The following is a 16,628-nucleotide window of genomic DNA, read 5'->3' as shown; positions in this document are numbered from 1 at the left end:
GTGGGCACGACCTACACTCCCCCGGCGCTCAGACCGGTGCGGATGGCCACGAATGTGGTGTCCGTCCCGGTGCGGGCCAATCAGCGCCTCGGTCACCAGGTCATCACCTTCTTCCAGGCCCTGCTCGCGATTCCGTTCGCGCTCAGGCACTATCGCCAGGAGGTGCTGCGCCTGACCGCGGACATCGGCTGGGGCAACGGCTCCCTGGTGGTGGGCGGCGGCACCATCGGCGTGGTGGTGGCGCTGTGCGGCTTCGGCGGCATCACCGTCGGCATGGAGTCGTTCACGGCGCTGAACCTGCTCACCATGTCGCCGCTCACCGGCGCCATCTCCGGTTTCGCCACCACCCGCGAGATCGCGCCGGTCATCGCCACCCTGGCGTTCGCAATTCAGGCCGGGTGCCGGTTCACCGCGCAGCTGGGCGCCATGCGCATCTCCGAGGAGATCGACGCGCTGGAATCCCTTGCCATCCGGCCGCTTCCGTATCTGATCAGCACCCGCATGATCGCCTCCACGCTGACCATCATCCCGCTCTACAGCGTGGGCCTGGCGGTGGCGTACCTGGCGACCAAGCTGTCGGTGCTGTTCCTGGGCGGCACCACCGCCGGCACCTACGACCACTACTTCTTCCAGTTCCTGCTGGGACCGGACGTGTTCTGGTCGCTGCTCAAGGTCATGGTCTTCGTGATGATCTCGACGTTCATCCAGTGCTACTACGGCTTCGTCGCCACCGGCGGGCCGGAGGGCGTCGGGGTGGCGGCCGGGCAGGCCATCAAGATGGTCATCGTCGTCATGGTCTTCGTCAATCTCTTTCTGACCCTTGCGATCTGGGGTATCGACCCCGGCTTCCGCATCTCGGGATAGGTGTTTCGATGATTCTCGATCCCAGCGGGCGGGGCCCTACGGCCCGGCAGCTCACGCTGGCCGGACTCGCCCTGATCGCCACCGTATCGCTGCTGCTGTATCTGCTGGCGATGCGCTACAACGGCCGCTACGAGGACAAGGTGGCGGTCACCGCCGAGCTCACCAGCACCGGCGACGGGCTGCCCGACCACGCCGACGTGAAATTCCGCGGCATGGTCGTCGGCCGCGTCGAGGAGGTGTCGGTGGTGGCCAAGGGTGAGCGGCAGCGGGCCGCGCTGGTGCTGAAACCGCAAGTGGCGGGGACTATTCCGGCGACCGTTGCGGCGCGGGTCATTCCCAACAACCTGTTCGGGGTGACCGCCGTCGAACTGGTCGACGCCACGCCCACCGGGGACACCCTGCGGGCGGGCGCGACCATTCCCGAGGACACCAGCAGCGCGACCGTGCAGCTGCAGACCACGCTCAATGTGCTGCGCACGGTGCTGACCAATATTCAGCCGGAGAAGCTGGGCCGGGTGCTGTCCACGCTGTCCGCGGCGCTGGATCCGTCGGCGCGCGTGCCCGGTTCCACCGTGGAGCGGCTCGATCACTGGATCACCGAGGTGCGCGGCATCGAGGGCATCGGGGATCTGCTGGGCGATCTCGGTCGCGCGGCCACCGCCCTGAGCGAGTCGGCCCCGGATCTGGTGGGGACACTGGCGAAGTCGGTGACCACCGCGCGCACCCTCACCGAGCAGCGCGCGGCGCTCATGGACCTGCTCACCAGCGGCAGCACCGCCGTGGACACGGTGAACGGGCTCTTCGCCCGCAATCCCGACTCCGGCAAGTTCCTGGTGTCGGGCCTCGACCAGCTGTTCGGCAGCCTGGCCCAGGACCCGCAGGCGATTCCGACCGCCATCGCCAATCTCAATACGGCGCTGCAGCGTCTGCAGGGCACCTTCACCTTCGGCCCGAAGAAGCAGATGGTCTGGCGGATGGACGTGACCTTCACGCCGTTCCAGCAGTACACTGCGGCGGACTGCCCGCACTACGGTGACCTCGCCGGGCCCCGCTGCGGCGGTGTGACCGTGCCGGAAACCGCTCCGGCGCAGGAGTTTCCGCAGCAGCTCATGCCCAAGCGGCTCGAGGCCGCGGGGCCCGCGCCCGTCGAGGCCACCCAGCCGGCGGCACCCGGCCTGCCCGCGATCCCGGGCCTGCCCACGATCCCCGGTCCACCGGCGATCCCGGGGCTCACCGCACCGGCCGCGGCCACCGAGACGAATCCGGCCGCGGCCCAGCCCGCCGGGCTGCGTGGTACCGACGCCATCGCCGCCCTGGTCGGCGGCAGGCCCAATGCCGCACAGGTCCTGCTGCTCACCCCCATTCTGGCCGGTGGATCGCTGGTCCCCGCCGAGACCGGAGGCGCCTCGTGAGTTCCGGAAAAGCCCTGGCGGGCTTCAGCCTTTTCGCCGTGGTGGCGGTCGTGCTGACCTACACCATGTGGTCCACGCTGCAGCGCTCGGTGCCCGGCCGCACGCACGACTACTCCGCCGTGTTCTCCGATGTCCTCGGGCTGCGGATCGGCGACGACATCCGTATGGCGGGGGTGCGCGTCGGCCGGGTCGACAAGATCGAGTTCACCGACGGCTACCGGGCCCGGGTCGACTTCCGCATCGAGGACGACCAGCATCCGACCACCACGACCAAGGCGCTGGTGCGGTACCAGAACCTCATCGGGCAGCGCTATATCGCGCTGATGCCCGGCAAGGACGCCGGTGAGCCGATGGCGCCGGGCGGGCAGATCCCGATCGAGCGCACCGAACCCTCCTTCGACGTCTCCTCGCTGCTGTCCGGTTTCGAGCCGCTGTTCAGCGTGCTGCAACCGGATCAGGTGAATTCGCTGTCGGAGACCCTGATTCAGGCCCTGCAGGGCAATGGCGTCTCGCTGAGCGCGCTGGTGACCCAGTCCGCACAGCTGGCCAGTACGTTCGGCCAGCGCGACGAGATTCTCGGACAGGTGGTCGGCAATCTCAGCAGCGTCATCTCCGGGATGGCCCACCGCAGCAATGAGCTGGAAACGCTGATCACCCAGGCGCGGGCACTCACCGAGGCGCTGTACACGCAGGGCTCCACACTGAAGTCGTCGGTGGAACGCGTTGCGACGGCAACGAATTCGCTGGTCAACGTGCTCACCCAGGTCAAGCCCGGCGCGGCCGAGGCCCAGACCGACGCCTCCGCCGGTGTCGCTCTGCTGCTGCTCAACGGCGCCTCACTGGACAAGGCAGCTGTCGAACTGCCCGACATTCTCAATGGCGTCGCGCGTTTCAGCAGCTACGGCGCGTACGGCAATGCCTACCTGTGCAGCCTCGACGTCTCGCTGTGGGGCGTGCTGCTCCCGCCCGGTCTGTTCGATCAGATCGGCGGCCAATCCCATTCGGAGGTGTGCCGATGAGGCGGCCGCGCGTTCCGGCGCTGCGCCGGCCCTCGATCCGCTATCCCGGCTTCCTGCGCAACCGCTATCTGCGGCTGGGCCTGATCGCTTCGGCATTCGTGGTGCTGCTGCTGGTCGGCTCCACCCTGATCGAGCAGGCGCAGCTGGGCGACAAGACGATTCACGCCGAGTTCGCCCAGGCCGCCGGGTTGCGGCCGGGCGCGACCGTGGACGTGTCGGGCATCGAGGTCGGTCAGGTCAGCGCGGTCAACCTGGACAACGGCAAGGTGCTGGTGGACATGCGGGTGCACCGCGACATTCAGCTCGGTGACGAGGCACACGCGGCCATCAAGATGTCGACGATCCTGGGCCGGTTGCACGTGGATCTGACGCCCGGCGCCGGCCGGGCCCTGCCCGGCGACCGGATCAAGCTCGACCACACCTCGGTGCCCTACAACCTGGGCAAGGTCATCCAGGATCCGCAGTACAAGAACAGCTTCGAGCGCGTCGAGAAGCTGGATCCGCAGAAGCTGCGGCAGGCGCTGGATCTGGTGGATCAGCAGATGGGCAACTCCCCCGAGCTGACCGTGCAGGCACTCGACAGTGTGGGCGCGCTGGCGAAGGTGATCAATGACCGGCGCGACGAGGTGGACACCCTGCTGAAGAGCATGGACACCGTCTCGCAGCTGACCGCCGACAACCAGAACAGCGTGCTGTTGCTGCTCACCCGCGGGGAGGCCATCGGCAGCGCGGTGCAGCAGCGCCAGACGCTGCTCAAGCAGCTGCTGGACAATGTGGCGTCGCTGTCGAAGCTGTTGCAGCAGATGGGGTTGGAGAACAACAACCAGCTCGGCCCGCTCATCACCGACCTGAACACCATGTCGGAGGGCCTGGAGAAGAACAAGGGCAACCTCGACCGGCTGTACCAGATCATGCCGGTGACCTTGCGGCAGTTCAACAATGTGCTCGGCGACGGCCCGTACGGAAATGTGTACGCGCCGTGGCTGTTCCCGGACAACTGGCTGTGCTTCGCGCAGGCCGTCCAGGGGTGCAAGTGATGACACAGCGCAGACGAATGAAGCTGGCCGCGGCCGGCGGCGCGCTCCTGCTCGCCTCGGCGTGCGGCATGCTGCCCGATTCGGTGTCCTCGCTGTCGAAGGAGTATCTCGGCGGGCAAATGAAAGTCACCGCGGACTTCGAGAACGTGGCGGGCCTGTACGCGGGCAATGACGTTGCGGTGCTCGGGGTTCCGGTCGGGACCGTCGAAACCGTCACGCCCAAGGGCAGTTACGTCCAGGTCACCATGTCGCTGGACCGGGATGTCAAGATTCCCGCCGATGCCATTGCAGCACTGGTGAATCCACAGCTGATCACGAATCGTCACGTGGAGCTTGCCCCGGCCTACACCGGCGACGGCCCCACCCTGACCGATGGCGCCTACATTCCGTTGCAGCGCACCAGAGTTCCGGTCGAGCTGGACCGCATCCTGGCCACCTTCTCCCAGCTCGGCGATGCGCTGAAGGGCGACAACACCACCGGCCCGATGGCCAGCCGGGTGCTGTTCCCGCTGCTCAACGGCAATGGCGACAAGCTGCGCGAGACCCTCGACCAGCTGTCCTCGGCCTTCGAGGTGACCTTCGCCAACAAGGACCAGATCTCCAACACCATCATCAAACTCAATGACATCACCCAGGTCATCGCCGCCAACGATCAGACGGTGCGGGACTTCAGCGGGCGGCTGACCGAGCTGGTGAACCTCATGGGCGACCAGGCCCCCGGCATCGACGCGGTGCTGCGGCAGCTCGACGACTTCGTCACCAATACCTCGACCCTGGTGGGGCAGAACAGGGATCAGCTGGCCGGGGCGCTCACCCGCTTCGTGGCCATCACCGATCAGATGCGCGCCAATGCCCGCGGCCTGACCGAGATCGTGGACGTCGGGCCGCTGCTGTTCCAGAACATCGCCAATGCCACCAGCAAGGAGGATCAGGCGCTGCGGCTCCACGGCCTGCTCGACAAGTCGCTGCTCGACGGCGAGATCCTGTCGACCTTCTGCGAGCGCATCCAGATGCGCCTCGATGGCTGCCGCACCGGCAAGGTCCAGGACTTCGGCCCCGACTTCGGCCTCACCGCCGCACTACTGGGAATCGCGAACCTGAAATGAGACTACGCACAACAGCTCTCGGCGGACTGCTCACCGCCGCCACCCTGCTCGCCACCACCGGGTGCGCGGTCACGGTGGACACGCTCCCCATGCCCAAGCCCGGCCTGGGCGCGCCCGGGTACACGATTCACGCGGCCTTCGCCGATGCGCTGAATCTGCCCGACCACGCGCACGTCAAGATCGGCGGCACCGATATCGGCGTGGTCACCAGGATCAAGAGCACGAACTTCATCGCCGACGTGCAGATGCTCATCCGCGACGACATCCGGCTCCCGAAGGGCACCACGGTCGAGCTGCGGCAGGCGACCCCGCTCGGTGACATGTTCGTGGCCATGACGCTGCCCTCCGCGCAGGAGGCCGGGGATCCGTTGCGCGACGGCGACACCATCGGCACCGATCACACCGCGGCGGGCGCGTCGGTGGAGCAGCTCATGATGTCGATCTCGCTGCTGCTCAACGGCGGCGGCATCAATCAGGCCGCCAAGATCACCGGCGAGATGAACTCCATGTTCGCGGGCCGGGCGCCGGAGCTGTCCCATCTGATCACCGAGATGACCGCCGCCATCGGCGCACTCAATGCCCGCACCGGGGATATCGACCAGGTGCTGGGCGGGATGAACTCGCTCTCGGGTGAATTGGCCCGGCGCAAGGCGCAACTCGGCGCCGCCGCCGACACCTTTCCCGCGCTGATCGCCCTGCTGACCGAGAGCAATCAGCAGATCGTGGACCTGCTGTCGAAGGTGGCCACCACCACCGACGCGCTCGGCGACTTCGCCGACACCAGCGGCGGGGATTTCGTGAGCCTGTTCAACAGCATCCAGGCGCTCATGTCCGGATTCGCGCAGAGCGATCAGCTGACCGGGGCGCTGGACGGGCTGCACACCATCTACCCGTCGCTCATGGCCAGCCTGCGCGGACCAGCGCTGGCGGTCGCGGCGACCGTGTCGTATCTGAGCGTCGGCGCGCTCACCGACCCCAGCGGCAGCCGCTGGCCCGAACTCGGCGACGCCGGGCAGTTCATCGGCAGCCTGGCGCAGGTGCTGGAGAAGGTGTTCGGCCGGCTCACCGGCCCGCCCCGGCAGCCGGACACGCAGCCCGGCCCGGCGCAGCAGGGAGGGGATCGATGAATCCCCCACTGTGGCACTGGGTGGTGCGGCATCGCATCGCCATCGCGAACATCGGGCTCATCGTCGTGCTGGTGGTCGGGTCGGGCTACATCGGCGGATATGTGCTGCGGTTCAACCCGATTCCGCACACCTACAATGTGACCGTCGAGCTGGCGTCCTCGGGCGGGCTGCTGCCCGGCAATGACGTCACCTTCCGGGGCAGCCGGATCGGCAAGGTCACCGACGTGCACGTCGCCGGGGACGGTGTGGCCGCGGTCGCCGAGATCGACGACAGCGCACAGCTTCCCATCGGCGGCACCGTCGCGGTCGGGCGACTCTCGGCGGCCGGCGAGCAGTACCTGGATTTCCGGCCCGACTCCGACACCGGGCCCTATCTGCACGACGGCTCGCTGGTCGAGCGGGCGCGCACCAGCGTGCCCGTGCCGATCCAGTCGGTGTTCACCAATCTCAGCGATCTGATCGGCGGCATGAACCCGGACCGGCTCGACGTCATCATCGACGAGCTGGACAAGGCGCTGACCGGCGGCCCGGATCGGCTGCGCAACATGATCTCCGGCATCAGCCGGGCCATGAACGGGCTCGACGACCTGCTCCCCCAGACCCGCCAGCTCATCGAGAACCTCGAGGTCATCGCGGGCACCACCCAGCACGCCCAGCCCGACCTGGGCACGCTGACCAAGGCGGGCAGCGTGCTGTTCGACCAGTTCGCCTCCGCCGACCAGGAATTGCGCACACTGCTCCAGCAGGGACCGGGACAGCTGGCCACCCTCAACGGGTTCATCACCCAGACCCAGGACCCGATCACCAATCTGGTGACCAACTTCGTGGCCGTCACCAAGGCCGCCAAGCTGCGCGCGCCGGCCATCGCCGCGCTGTTCCCCGCCCTGCGGGTGGGCACCGAGGCGCTCGGGATCCCCGCGCACGACGGCGCGTACAACACCCTGGTCGACCCCTGGCCCCGGCCCAGCTGCGACTACGACACCATCCCGGTGGTGCCGACCGATGTCCAGGCCGATACCCGGGTCCGGCTCTACAACTACTGCGTCACCTCGAATCCGGCACTGCAGATCCGCGGCTCGGCCGACGCGCCACGGCCCGACGTGCCCGACAACGGGGTGACCAAGCCGCCGGGGGCCACCGGCAACGAAATGTCCCAGCCCGTCCCCCGATAGGAGACTTCCCATGAGCGAGAACACGATTCAGCACGATACGGCCGCGGAGGCCGACGGGGTGAGTGCCGAGACCGTCAGCGATGCTGCGGACAAGGCCACCATAGAAGCAGAGCAGGCCGGGCCTGCGGAGACCGAGGCGACGCAGGAGCCCGCCGACGCTCCGAAAGCCGCTGCGCACGTGAAGAAGTCGCGGTTGCCGCGAGTATCCGTACCCACACTGGGCAAGCGCGGCCGCATCGTGGCCCGAGCCGCCGTCGTGCTCGCGCTCGCGGGGTCGATCGGCTCGAGCATCGTCTTCCACCAGCAGGACGCGCACCACCGCGATCTGCTCACCGCCCAGGAGCAGGCCCGGGCCGCGGCCTGCAAGTACGCGCCGTTGCTGGCCACCTACGACGCCAAGAACCTCGACGCCTACTTCACCGCCGTCCTGGGCGGCGCGACCGGTGACTGGCGCAAGCAATTCGATTCCACCAGCAAGGATCTGCGGGACGTGCTCACCCAGGGCCAGGTGGTGTCCAAGGCCACCGACGTGCAGTGCGCGGTCCGCACTGCCGACCGCGATTCCGCCGAGGCCATCGTGGTCATCGTGGTCATCGGGCAGACCATCACCAGCCTCGGCACCCATGGCAAGCCCGCGCCCGGGCAGCTGTCCATGGTCATGCGGCTGGAGCGGTCCGGCGACCGGTGGCTGGTGAACAAGGTGAATTCGCCGCTGGCACAACAGCCGCAGTCGTGAACCGCGCCACCACGCCCGCCTCCGACCCGGGAGCGCGGGCGGTGCGGCGACGACCCAAGAACCGGCGGGCCCAGATCGCCGCGGTGTCGGCGGCCGAGTTCGCCGCACTCGGATATCACCGGGTGAGCATGGAGGACATCGCGGCCCGGCTCGGGATCACCTCCGCCGCGCTGTACCGGCACTACCCGAGCAAATACGCGCTGTTCGCGAGCGAACTGCTGCGGCTGGGCACACTGACCGTGGCCGCAGTGCGCCTGCCGCCGGAGGCCGCGGCCTGGCCCGCGCGGCGGCGGCTCGGGCACGCCATCGACGGGATCATCGCGGGCACCATCGCCAACCGGACCACGGTCGGGCTGGCGCGCTGGGAGTTCCGCTACCTCGACGACGCCGACAAGCGCACGGTGGACGGGAACTTCGCGACCGCTCTCACCGCGCTGGGCGGTCTGATGGGTGAGGTGCGGCCCGAACTGTCCGATCACGAGCGGCGGGTCCGGGCAGTGGGCGTCTTCAGCACGGCGAGCGGCCTGGGCGATCACCGCATCACACTCGGCACGAAAGCCACGGCCACCCTGCTGAATTCGGCCTGCTGGGCGCTGGTCGAGGCCGACCTGCCCGCGCCCGGACTCCCGGCGGCCGCGCCGCGCGCGGTGGAGGTGCCGCCGATACTCAAGCACGAACTACTGCTGCATCGGGCGATCCGGCTGTTCTACGAACGCGGCTACCCGAATGTCAGTGTCGAGGACATCGCCACCGCAGCGGGACTGCCCTCGCCCTCGGCGGTATACCGCTACTACCGCGGCAAGGGCGACCTGCTCAATGCCGCGTTCCGGCGGGCCGCCGACCGCATGTCGGCGGTCATCGGCCCGACCCTCGCCGAATCCTCCGGTCCCGCCGACGCTCTGGCCAAACTCGTCGACATGTACGTGGCCGGAGCGTTCGACGAACGCGAACTGATCTTCGTCTACTTCGCCGAATTCGGCCATGTCCCCGACGACGAACGCGCGACACTGCGGGTCGTGCAACGCCTCGTCGTCGCCGAATGGGCGACCCTGCTGGCCCGGGTCCGGCCCGAGCTCAGTCGCGCCGAAGGGCACATCCTCGTGCACGCCGCCCTCGGGCTGGTCGTCGACTACGGCCGCGTCTTCGGCGACGACGAGCGAATCTACCCGCGCCAGTGGGTGATTCGCCTCATGGAGTCCGTCCTCTTCGGCCGCGTCGCCCTCTGACATGCCGGGCCACCGGGGATCACCTGGCCTGGGAGGCGGTTCGATCGTGCCAGGCGGCCTTCGCCCCGCTGTCCCCGATGCGATAGACCTGCACGACGGATCCGACGGACACGGCGAGGGCAGCCACCGCGACCATGGCAGCGATCGCCCGGCGACCGGAGACCGCATCGACCCGGGGCACCCGCCGCCGCAGGAGGTCCCGCGCGCGCTCACTGTGCATCGCCCACCACACGGTGGCGAACACGAACGTCGCCGCCGACCAGACGAGCAGATCGTCACCGAGGTGAGTGTGGGCGCGCAACAGCGGATCTCGCGGCGTGTGGTGTTCGAGCCATTCACCGGAGTGGGTGGTCAGCGGCACGAACACCAGGGTGAGGAATGCGACCACCGGTAACAGCACGCCGATCCGGCGCCGCGCCAAGGGCCACAGCACCGCGGCCACGACGAGTAGTGCGGTCACCGGCACCAGCACAACCACAGCGTGAACGAACAGAACGTGGGCCGGCAGCCCATTGATGGTCGTGGGTCCCATGATGATCCGCACTCTCCTGTCATGACGTCGGCGGTGAGCCTACGAGGCCGTACTCGAGGTTTAGCGAAACGTCGCTGAGAGGACACTGTGATCGATCGCCCGACCCGGTGTGGGCCGCCGCTACGAGACCGGGAGAGCCGACGTCGCGATCACAAGGCCGAGATCGCCGTCGTAGCGGCGGTAGAGCAGGCGGCCGCGGCCATCCTCGGCGTCGGTGAAGAAGAGGAAGGGCAGGCCGTAGCCGCACAGGCGGAGAGCGGCGGCCGACTCGGTGAGGATGCGGGTCGGGTAGGGGTTCATGGTCAGCGGGAGATGCTCGAAATCGCGAGGCGGGCATGCCCGGCGCTGGCGGGCCATCCGGACGCCCAGGGGCCCGGCCCAATACACGATGGCGTCCTCGCCGGTGTCGAGGTCGGTGAAGAGGTGGGCGTCGTAGTCCAGGGCGTCCATGGTCGCGACGGCGGCCGCCGGGTCGCACCGCTGTGGCACGCAGTGCTTGCGGCGGACGATGGGGCGTTCCTCGCCGACGGTGACCAGTGGCGCGCGGTCCGGGTCGGGCGCCCAGCGCGAGGGTGCTTGCGTCAGTTGGCGATTCAGTGAGCGGTCGAGGCGTTCGGCGGCGAAGCGGAGGACGAGAGTGCGGGGGCCGTCGATCTGGCAGCGCACCGGAGTTCCGGCGACGTAAAGGTTGACCTGCGCAACCGACGTGCCGTCGCCGCGAGTGAGCCGCAGGCGCGCGCTGCCGGCCAGGCCGTGGCGGCGCAGTACCTCCCTGAGCTCGGCGCGAGCCCGGTCCATCTCCTGCACGGAGGCCGCGCCGTCCACGATCACCTCGACGAACGATTCCGGCATGGTGGCGACCTCGTCCGCGTACACGCTGCACGACCTCCTGGTGGTGATCGACCCTGATGTCGACGCGTCCATGTCAGCACCGGTCACTGCGGCGCAAACAGGGCCGAAGGTCCCGGGATCAGGTGGCGAGGCGCACCTTTCGGTGGGTTCCGGATTCCACGATCGAAGTCCCGGTCCGGTCGGGACTTTCGGCTCTGTCGCGCTCGGGCGCGGCCCGGAACGGTGGGCGGTGGCCGCATGGCCTCCACTCATCGGACAGGAAGGCGGACAGGACTCGTGGCGCGTGAGCTGACGCAGCGGGAGATTCTCGTGGAACTGGAGCCGGTCGCCGGGCAGGCGCTGGACCGGCATCTGTCGGTGTTCAAGGATTGGCATCCGCACGATTACGTGCCCTGGGACGAGGGTCGAAATTTCGCGCAGCTCGGTGGAATCGATTGGGACCCGGACCAATCCGGGCTCTCCGAGGTGGCAAAGGCCGCGCTCATCACCAATCTGCTCACCGAGGACAATCTGCCCTCCTATCATCGCGAGATCGCGGAGAACTTCTCCCGCGACGGGGCGTGGGGTACGTGGGTGGGCCGCTGGACCGCGGAGGAGAACCGGCACAGCGTGGTCCTGCGCGACTATCTGGTGGTCACCCGCGGCGTCGATCCGGTTGCGCTGGAGAACGACCGGATGACCCACATGACCAATGGTTTCGCCGCGCCCGTCGATCCGGGCACCGCGGCCGCGCACGCCGGTTTCCTCTACTCGGTGGCCTATGTCAGCTTCCAGGAGCTGGCCACCCGGATCAGCCACCGCAATACCGCCGAGGTCTGCGCGGACCCAGTCGCCGACCGCATCATGCAGCGGCTGGCCCTGGACGAGAACCTGCACATGATCTTCTATCGCACCCTGTGCGGCGCGGCCCTGGACCTCGTGCCCGACCAGGCCATGGCGGCCATCGACCTGATCGTCGAGAACTTCCGCATGCCCGGCACCGGCATGCCCAACTTCCGCCGCCACGGTGTCCTCATGGCCAAGCACGGGATCTACGATCTGCGCCAGCACTACGAGGACGTGCTGATGCCGGTGCTGCGGCACTGGAATGTCTTCGGCCGCACCGACTTCGGGCCCCAGGGTGAACAGGCGCGGGAGCGGCTGGCTCGTTACCTCGACAATCTCCACCAGGTGCAGATTCCGCGTTTCGAGGAGCAGCGCGACCGCTCCCTCGCCCGTGAGCGCGCCCGCGTCTGAGCGGACGGGTCAGGCCGGGGTGACGATCTGGATCAGATTCCCGCAGGTGTCGTCGAATACGGCGGTGGTGACGGGTCCCGCCTCCAGCGGCTGCTGCGTGAACGTCACCCCGAGACCGCTCAGCCGCTCGAATTCGGCCCGCACATCCGTCACCTGGAACGAGGCGGCCGGAATGCCGTCATCGACGAGCGCGTCCTTGTACGGCTTGACCGCCGGATGCTCATCCGGTTCGAGCAGCAATTCCGCGCCCTCCGGGTCCTCCGGCGACACCACGGTCAGCCAGCGGGCCCCCGGGCCCAGCGGCACATCATGCTTCTTGGTGAAGCCAAGTACACCGGTGTAGAAGTCGAGCGCCTTCTGCTGGTCGTCCACGAACACGCTGGTGATGTAAATCCGCACGGCCCTTACCCTTTCCTGTGCACCGGCCACCGTTCCTGAATGGCGGCCAGCGGAGTCGTATCGAGGTGGTGGAACTTGTACCTGCCCTGCTTCCGCGTCTCGACCAGCCCGGCCTCCTCCAGCACGGCCAAATGCTGCGACACGGCCTGCCGCGTCAAACTCAGCTGATGCCGCCCACTGAGCCGGGCACAGATCTCGAACAGCGTCTGCCCATCCCGCTCGGCCAATTCATCGAGAATGATCCGCCGCGTGGGATCGGCGAGGGCCTTGAAAATATCGCCCACCACCCGACCATAGGCAAGTGACCACTTGCCTGTCAAGCGGACCTGAAACAACGGCGCGGACTTGAAACTGACGTCGGGTCAGGATCTAGCGTCGGGGGCGACAGCTAGAAGGAGGAGCTTGTGCCGAGAATCGATCGGGACGAAGTCGACTGCTGGGTCGACACTGCGCGGATCACCAAGGTATTCAACAGCTACTTTCGCGTCCTGGACGAGATGTGCTTCGACGTAACACGTTTCGAGCAGATTTTTGCCAGCGATGGGCGAATCGTGCGGCCGAACGGGGTGGCTGTGACGGGACCCGCGAGTATCGCGGGCAGTCATGTGGTGAGCTTTGCTCGCTTCGACGCCACGCAGCATCTGCTCACCGGTCATGATGTCGCGATCGACGGTGATAAGGCCGACGTGCGGGCCAATCTCGTTGCGATACATCTGTGGAAGGACATGCCCGTCGAGTCGAGCATGCTGGAGCGTTCGTTCACGGCAGGCGGCGTCGTTACCGCGGACGTGGCCCACACCCCCGATGGCTGGCGCATGACCGAGGTGCGGAACCGCATCATCTGGCGTACGGGGCACTTCGGGAACATGCTCGAAACCCGCTGACGACGGGGATTCGCCCGGTACCGCGGAAAGGCGGTGGCCGAACGGGTTTCACGAGGGTGCGGGCCGGCCGAGGGTTATCGGCGGTGCGGGCGTCAGCCGGCCGCGTGGACGACCATGACCGGGCAGTGGGCGTGCTGCACCAGCGAGTGCGCGGTCGACCCGAGCAGCAGGCCCAGGAATCCCCCGCGGCCGCGATTGCCGACCACGACCAGCTGTGCGTGCTTGGACCAATCCTGCAGGTGCGCAGCCGGAGCGGCGAAGTGGACGCGGCGGATCACGGTCACGTCGGGGTATTTCTCCTGCCACCCGGCGAGCCGTTCGGCCAGGACCGACTCCTCGACGGCTTCGACGTCGTCGAGCATCGGAGTCGGATGATCGCCGGCGAACACCCCCGCACTCCAGTCACTCCAGACGTGCACGGCCACCAGGTCCGTGCCCCGCTCCGACGCCTCGGCGAACGCGGCGGCGATGGCGGGCTCACTCACCGGGCCGCAATCGATGCCGACCACCACCGGACCGGAATCACGAACGATGTTGTCCGCCTGGGGATCCGGGCGCACCACGAACACAGTGCCCGCCGCATGCGAGGTGACCGACAGCAGCGTCGAGCCCAGATGCGCGAAGGTTCCGGTGGTCCCGGTGGCGCCGAGCACCACGGCGTAGGCGCGGGCGCTGAAGTCGATCAGCAATCCCGCGGCGGAGTCGTTGAACAGGTGCGCCGTCACCTGCAGATCGGGGTGCGCGGCCCGCGCGGTCTCGACCGCATGCCGAACCACCTCCCGGCCCTTGGCCTGTGCAGCGTCGATCACCTCGGGTGTCACCACCGCATACGGGCCCACCACGGCACTGGTGCCCACCAGGTCCAGCCCGTGGACGACCTGCAGCGTGCGGCCCCGGCGCGCCGCCAGGTCAGCTGCCCAGCGCAGCGCGATGTCCGATCCCGACGACCCGTCCACTCCGACGACTACTCCCGCGGAGACCAGTCGGTGCGGATCGTCGTATTCCTGCTCAGCCATTGCCATCTCCCGGCGGTGCGTTTACCGGGCGGCGGATCGCCGCCCACCCTCACGGTATGAATCACCGGGGTGCCGGCACTGCGGCCGATGGTCACGGGACCAGGGGCCCAAAGACCGCCCCGCCGCGGGCCGATGGTCGCGGGAGAGGATCGGCGGCTATTCGCCGGCGGTCTCGTGCTCGCCGTCGCACCACTGCTCGGCGGGAACGCTGACCTTGACCTGGTCGATGTGCTCGCCGCAGCCGGCCCAGGTGATCTTGCCGCAGTCGCAGGGAGTCGGTTGACACATGATGGTGGTCCTCTCGGGATCGGTCGGGTCGGACGGCGTCGTCGGATCGGCACACCATCCGAGACGTGGCAGCGTGGATGGTAGCCGGATCGTCGCTCACCGGAGCGGCTCGGCCCCGATCGATTCCCGCTCGACCAGCCGGATACCGGTGACCAGCGTCGGCTCGATGGACACAATGGTGTCCATGGTCCCGTCCACCCACGGCCGTACCAGCGCATCGTAGCGGGCCACCAGGTCCGGGGCCGTGATGGTCCGCGCGAGGCCGGTCACCACGACCGACCAGCCCAATCGGGTCACCCGATCGATATCGTCGGCCTCGTAGGCGACCACCACATCGGAGTCGGCCCGCACGGTCGAGGTCAGTCGCGACGTCAGCCGCGTCCGCACGATGAGGGTCTCTCCGTCGACGATGTGATTCACGGGCCGGATGGCCGGCAACGCGTCACGGGTGAACACCACCCGGCCGAACGGGACACTGGCCAGCAGGCGCATCGACTCGTCCCGGGAGAGGTCCACCACGCTGCGCGCGGCCTCCTCGGCCGCGCTCCGCGCGGCCTCCTCGGCCCGGAAACGGTTCATGCCGTCGTCTCCCGTCATGGTTCATCGATTCGATGGGCATTCGATCTCCATAGGACCATTGAATTCTCCTGCCCGGCAGGGCCTAAGGTCCTCGATGACCGTCCTGATCTCCGAGTGGCACTGCGTTTCTACCTCGGGCGCGGGGACATTCGCCTCTGTGGCGGACCCGGCCCCGAGTCGGACTCTGAAGAAACACCCGTCGAACAGGAGGCACGTGATGGACTATCGAATCGGTCTGTGCGAGACGGCGCCGCAGACCGTTGTGCAGATTCCCCTCGAGATCCCGCCCGATCGACTCAGCGACGCCATTGTCGCGGGCGTCGAGCGCATGGCGGAGGTGGCCGACCGTGCCGGTCTGACGGCTTCCGGCGCACCCACCATTACGTTTCATCACGAGTCGCCTGCCGGGGATTCCATCAAGGTCGATTTCGGACTACCCATCGAGCCCGCGCCCAATCTCGGGCCCGCGTCCGGGGCGCAGCTGGTGGTGCTGCCGTCGACGCTGGTCGCACGCACCTGCCACCGCGGCGGCTACGGCGGATTGGACGCCGCCTACCGCGCGCTGGCCGACTGGGTGCGCGAGACGGGCTGCACACCGATCGGGCCACCGACCGAGGCATATCTGGTCGGCCCCGACGAGGTCAGCGATCCGCGGCAGTTGATCACCGAAATCCGGGTCCCGGTCGCACCCGCACCCGCGATCTCCGTACATCTCGACGGCAATCTCACCGACGCCGCCGCCCGGACACGAGAAGCGTTGCACCGGCAGGGCTTCGGTGTCGTCGCCGAGATCGACATGCAGACGATACTGCGGGAGAAGGCCGGTGAGCACATCGGGTACTACCTGATTCTCGAGGTGTGCCATCCGCGGCTGGCCGCGCGAGCGCTGGAGGCCGACCAGCGGGCCGGTCTGCTGCTGCCCAGCCGGATCGTGCTGCGTGAGAACGAGACCGGAGTGCTGATCGAGGCAGCCGATCCCGAGGTTCAGGTAGGCACGCTCGCGCAACCCGCGCTCAACGGTATTGCCGCCGAGGCACACCGGCTGCTCGGTGCGGCGCTGGCCGCGCTGCACCACCCGGCCGCGGTAGCCGGGTGAGTTGATCCGGCCCCGGCGCCTGCGGCTCCGGCGGCGGTATCCGGCGC

19 protein-coding genes are annotated in these 16,628 nt (G+C 68.1%); 12 read left to right on the top strand and 7 right to left on the bottom strand.

Translation table 11 applies throughout. The features are described 5' to 3' along the window. From ACFXHE_RS32040 to ACFXHE_RS32000, 9 genes are read left to right on the top strand one after another with little or no spacing between them, the layout of a single operon-like run. On the top strand, nt 1-864 hold the full coding sequence (locus ACFXHE_RS32040) for an ABC transporter permease (RefSeq protein ID WP_379388266.1): 864 nt from the start codon (nt 1-3) through the stop codon (nt 862-864). An 8-nt stretch (nt 865-872) separates the two neighbouring features. Next, entirely contained in the window at nt 873-2,276 is a 1,404-nt protein-coding gene (locus ACFXHE_RS32035; RefSeq protein ID WP_379388264.1) for an MCE family protein, read from the top strand. Then, entirely contained in the window at nt 2,273-3,295 is a 1,023-nt protein-coding gene (locus ACFXHE_RS32030; protein WP_379388262.1) for an MlaD family protein, read from the top strand. Before ACFXHE_RS32035 ends, ACFXHE_RS32030 begins: the two co-directional genes overlap by 4 nt. Then, on the top strand, nt 3,292-4,332 hold the full coding sequence (locus tag ACFXHE_RS32025) for an MlaD family protein (RefSeq protein WP_379388261.1): 1,041 nt from the start codon (nt 3,292-3,294) through the stop codon (nt 4,330-4,332). Before ACFXHE_RS32030 ends, ACFXHE_RS32025 begins: the two co-directional genes overlap by 4 nt. Next, on the top strand, nt 4,332-5,438 hold the full coding sequence (locus ACFXHE_RS32020; protein WP_379388259.1) for an MCE family protein: 1,107 nt from the start codon (nt 4,332-4,334) through the stop codon (nt 5,436-5,438). The genes ACFXHE_RS32025 and ACFXHE_RS32020 overlap by 1 nt, the downstream gene beginning before the upstream one ends. After that, the gene (locus tag ACFXHE_RS32015; protein WP_379388258.1) at nt 5,435-6,565 is read left to right on the top strand and encodes an MCE family protein; all 1,131 of its coding nucleotides are present in this window, start codon (nt 5,435-5,437) and stop codon (nt 6,563-6,565) included. Before ACFXHE_RS32020 ends, ACFXHE_RS32015 begins: the two co-directional genes overlap by 4 nt. Beyond that, nucleotides 6,562-7,737, top strand: coding sequence for an MCE family protein (locus tag ACFXHE_RS32010; protein ID WP_379388257.1), 1,176 nt, complete (start codon nt 6,562-6,564; stop codon nt 7,735-7,737). The genes ACFXHE_RS32015 and ACFXHE_RS32010 overlap by 4 nt, the downstream gene beginning before the upstream one ends. A 10-nt stretch (nt 7,738-7,747) precedes the next feature. Further along, the gene (locus tag ACFXHE_RS32005) at nt 7,748-8,473 is read left to right on the top strand and encodes a hypothetical protein (RefSeq protein ID WP_379388256.1); all 726 of its coding nucleotides are present in this window, start codon (nt 7,748-7,750) and stop codon (nt 8,471-8,473) included. Continuing rightward, nucleotides 8,470-9,699 carry a TetR/AcrR family transcriptional regulator gene (locus tag ACFXHE_RS32000; RefSeq protein WP_379388255.1) on the top strand — a complete coding sequence of 410 codons (1,230 nt, stop codon included), beginning with the start codon at nt 8,470-8,472 and terminating at the stop codon, nt 9,697-9,699. The genes ACFXHE_RS32005 and ACFXHE_RS32000 overlap by 4 nt, the downstream gene beginning before the upstream one ends. A 19-nt stretch (nt 9,700-9,718) precedes the next feature. Here the strand turns inward: ACFXHE_RS32000 and ACFXHE_RS31995 are convergent, their stop codons facing one another. Further along, on the bottom strand, nt 9,719-10,231 hold the full coding sequence (locus ACFXHE_RS31995; RefSeq protein WP_379388254.1) for a DUF2231 domain-containing protein: 513 nt from the start codon (nt 10,229-10,231) through the stop codon (nt 9,719-9,721). Between the two features lie 120 nt (nt 10,232-10,351). After that, nucleotides 10,352-11,107, bottom strand: coding sequence for a sigma 54 modulation/S30EA ribosomal C-terminal domain-containing protein (locus ACFXHE_RS31990; protein WP_379388253.1), 756 nt, complete (start codon nt 11,105-11,107; stop codon nt 10,352-10,354). A gap of 252 nt (nt 11,108-11,359) precedes the next feature. On the opposite strand from ACFXHE_RS31990, the gene ACFXHE_RS31985 reads away from it, so the two are divergent. After that, nucleotides 11,360-12,319 (top strand): acyl-ACP desaturase, encoded by a 960-nt coding sequence (locus ACFXHE_RS31985; protein WP_379388252.1) that lies wholly within the window; start codon nt 11,360-11,362, stop codon nt 12,317-12,319. A 9-nt stretch (nt 12,320-12,328) separates the two neighbouring features. Here ACFXHE_RS31985 and ACFXHE_RS31980 read toward each other — a convergent pair whose 3' ends face one another. After that, nucleotides 12,329-12,718, bottom strand: coding sequence for a VOC family protein (locus ACFXHE_RS31980; protein WP_379388251.1), 390 nt, complete (start codon nt 12,716-12,718; stop codon nt 12,329-12,331). A 5-nt stretch (nt 12,719-12,723) separates the two neighbouring features. Further along, entirely contained in the window at nt 12,724-13,002 is a 279-nt protein-coding gene (locus tag ACFXHE_RS31975) for a metalloregulator ArsR/SmtB family transcription factor (protein ID WP_354845514.1), read from the bottom strand. A 120-nt stretch (nt 13,003-13,122) separates the two neighbouring features. On the opposite strand from ACFXHE_RS31975, the gene ACFXHE_RS31970 reads away from it, so the two are divergent. Further along, nucleotides 13,123-13,602, top strand: coding sequence for a nuclear transport factor 2 family protein (locus ACFXHE_RS31970; RefSeq protein ID WP_379388249.1), 480 nt, complete (start codon nt 13,123-13,125; stop codon nt 13,600-13,602). Nucleotides 13,603-13,694: 92 nt separating this feature from the next. On the opposite strand, the gene ACFXHE_RS31965 is transcribed toward ACFXHE_RS31970, so the two are convergent. From ACFXHE_RS31965 to ACFXHE_RS31955, 3 genes are all read right to left on the bottom strand, one after another. Continuing rightward, nucleotides 13,695-14,618 carry a universal stress protein gene (locus tag ACFXHE_RS31965; RefSeq protein WP_379388247.1) on the bottom strand — a complete coding sequence of 308 codons (924 nt, stop codon included), beginning with the start codon at nt 14,616-14,618 and terminating at the stop codon, nt 13,695-13,697. 156 nt (nt 14,619-14,774) lie between these two features. Further along, complete coding sequence (locus tag ACFXHE_RS31960) at nt 14,775-14,906, bottom strand: hypothetical protein (protein WP_354845525.1); 132 nt, start codon at nt 14,904-14,906, stop codon at nt 14,775-14,777. Between the two features lie 96 nt (nt 14,907-15,002). Continuing rightward, entirely contained in the window at nt 15,003-15,503 is a 501-nt protein-coding gene (locus ACFXHE_RS31955) for a pyridoxamine 5'-phosphate oxidase family protein (RefSeq protein ID WP_379388245.1), read from the bottom strand. 199 nt (nt 15,504-15,702) lie between these two features. On the opposite strand from ACFXHE_RS31955, the gene ACFXHE_RS31950 reads away from it, so the two are divergent. Beyond that, a complete protein-coding gene (locus tag ACFXHE_RS31950) occupies nt 15,703-16,581 on the top strand; it encodes a DUF302 domain-containing protein (protein WP_379388243.1) in 879 nt (292 codons plus the stop codon). Nucleotides 16,582-16,628: the final 47 nt, after the last annotated feature.

The sequence above is a fragment of the Nocardia sp. NPDC059229 genome (assembly GCF_042754165.1).
Lineage (GTDB): Bacteria > Actinomycetota > Actinomycetes > Mycobacteriales > Mycobacteriaceae > Nocardia.
The sequence above is the reverse complement of the archived record's forward strand: the minus strand, read 5'-3'. Positions and strand labels throughout refer to the sequence as shown.

Coding starts and splice junctions, on each gene's coding strand:
- ACFXHE_RS32035 (WP_379388264.1), top strand. CDS start 873: ATGATTCTCGATCCCAGCGGGCGGGGCCCTACGGCCCGGCAGCTCACG.
- ACFXHE_RS32025 (WP_379388261.1), top strand. CDS start 3,292: ATGAGGCGGCCGCGCGTTCCGGCGCTGCGCCGGCCCTCGATCCGCTAT.
- ACFXHE_RS32020 (WP_379388259.1), top strand. CDS start 4,332: ATGACACAGCGCAGACGAATGAAGCTGGCCGCGGCCGGCGGCGCGCTC.
- ACFXHE_RS32015 (WP_379388258.1), top strand. CDS start 5,435: ATGAGACTACGCACAACAGCTCTCGGCGGACTGCTCACCGCCGCCACC.
- ACFXHE_RS32010 (WP_379388257.1), top strand. CDS start 6,562: ATGAATCCCCCACTGTGGCACTGGGTGGTGCGGCATCGCATCGCCATC.
- ACFXHE_RS32005 (WP_379388256.1), top strand. CDS start 7,748: ATGAGCGAGAACACGATTCAGCACGATACGGCCGCGGAGGCCGACGGG.
- ACFXHE_RS31995 (WP_379388254.1), bottom strand. CDS start 10,231: ATGGGACCCACGACCATCAATGGGCTGCCGGCCCACGTTCTGTTCGTT.
- ACFXHE_RS31965 (WP_379388247.1), bottom strand. CDS start 14,618: ATGGCTGAGCAGGAATACGACGATCCGCACCGACTGGTCTCCGCGGGA.
- ACFXHE_RS31960 (WP_354845525.1), bottom strand. CDS start 14,906: ATGTGTCAACCGACTCCCTGCGACTGCGGCAAGATCACCTGGGCCGGC.
- ACFXHE_RS31955 (WP_379388245.1), bottom strand. CDS start 15,503: ATGACGGGAGACGACGGCATGAACCGTTTCCGGGCCGAGGAGGCCGCG.
- ACFXHE_RS31950 (WP_379388243.1), top strand. CDS start 15,703: ATGGACTATCGAATCGGTCTGTGCGAGACGGCGCCGCAGACCGTTGTG.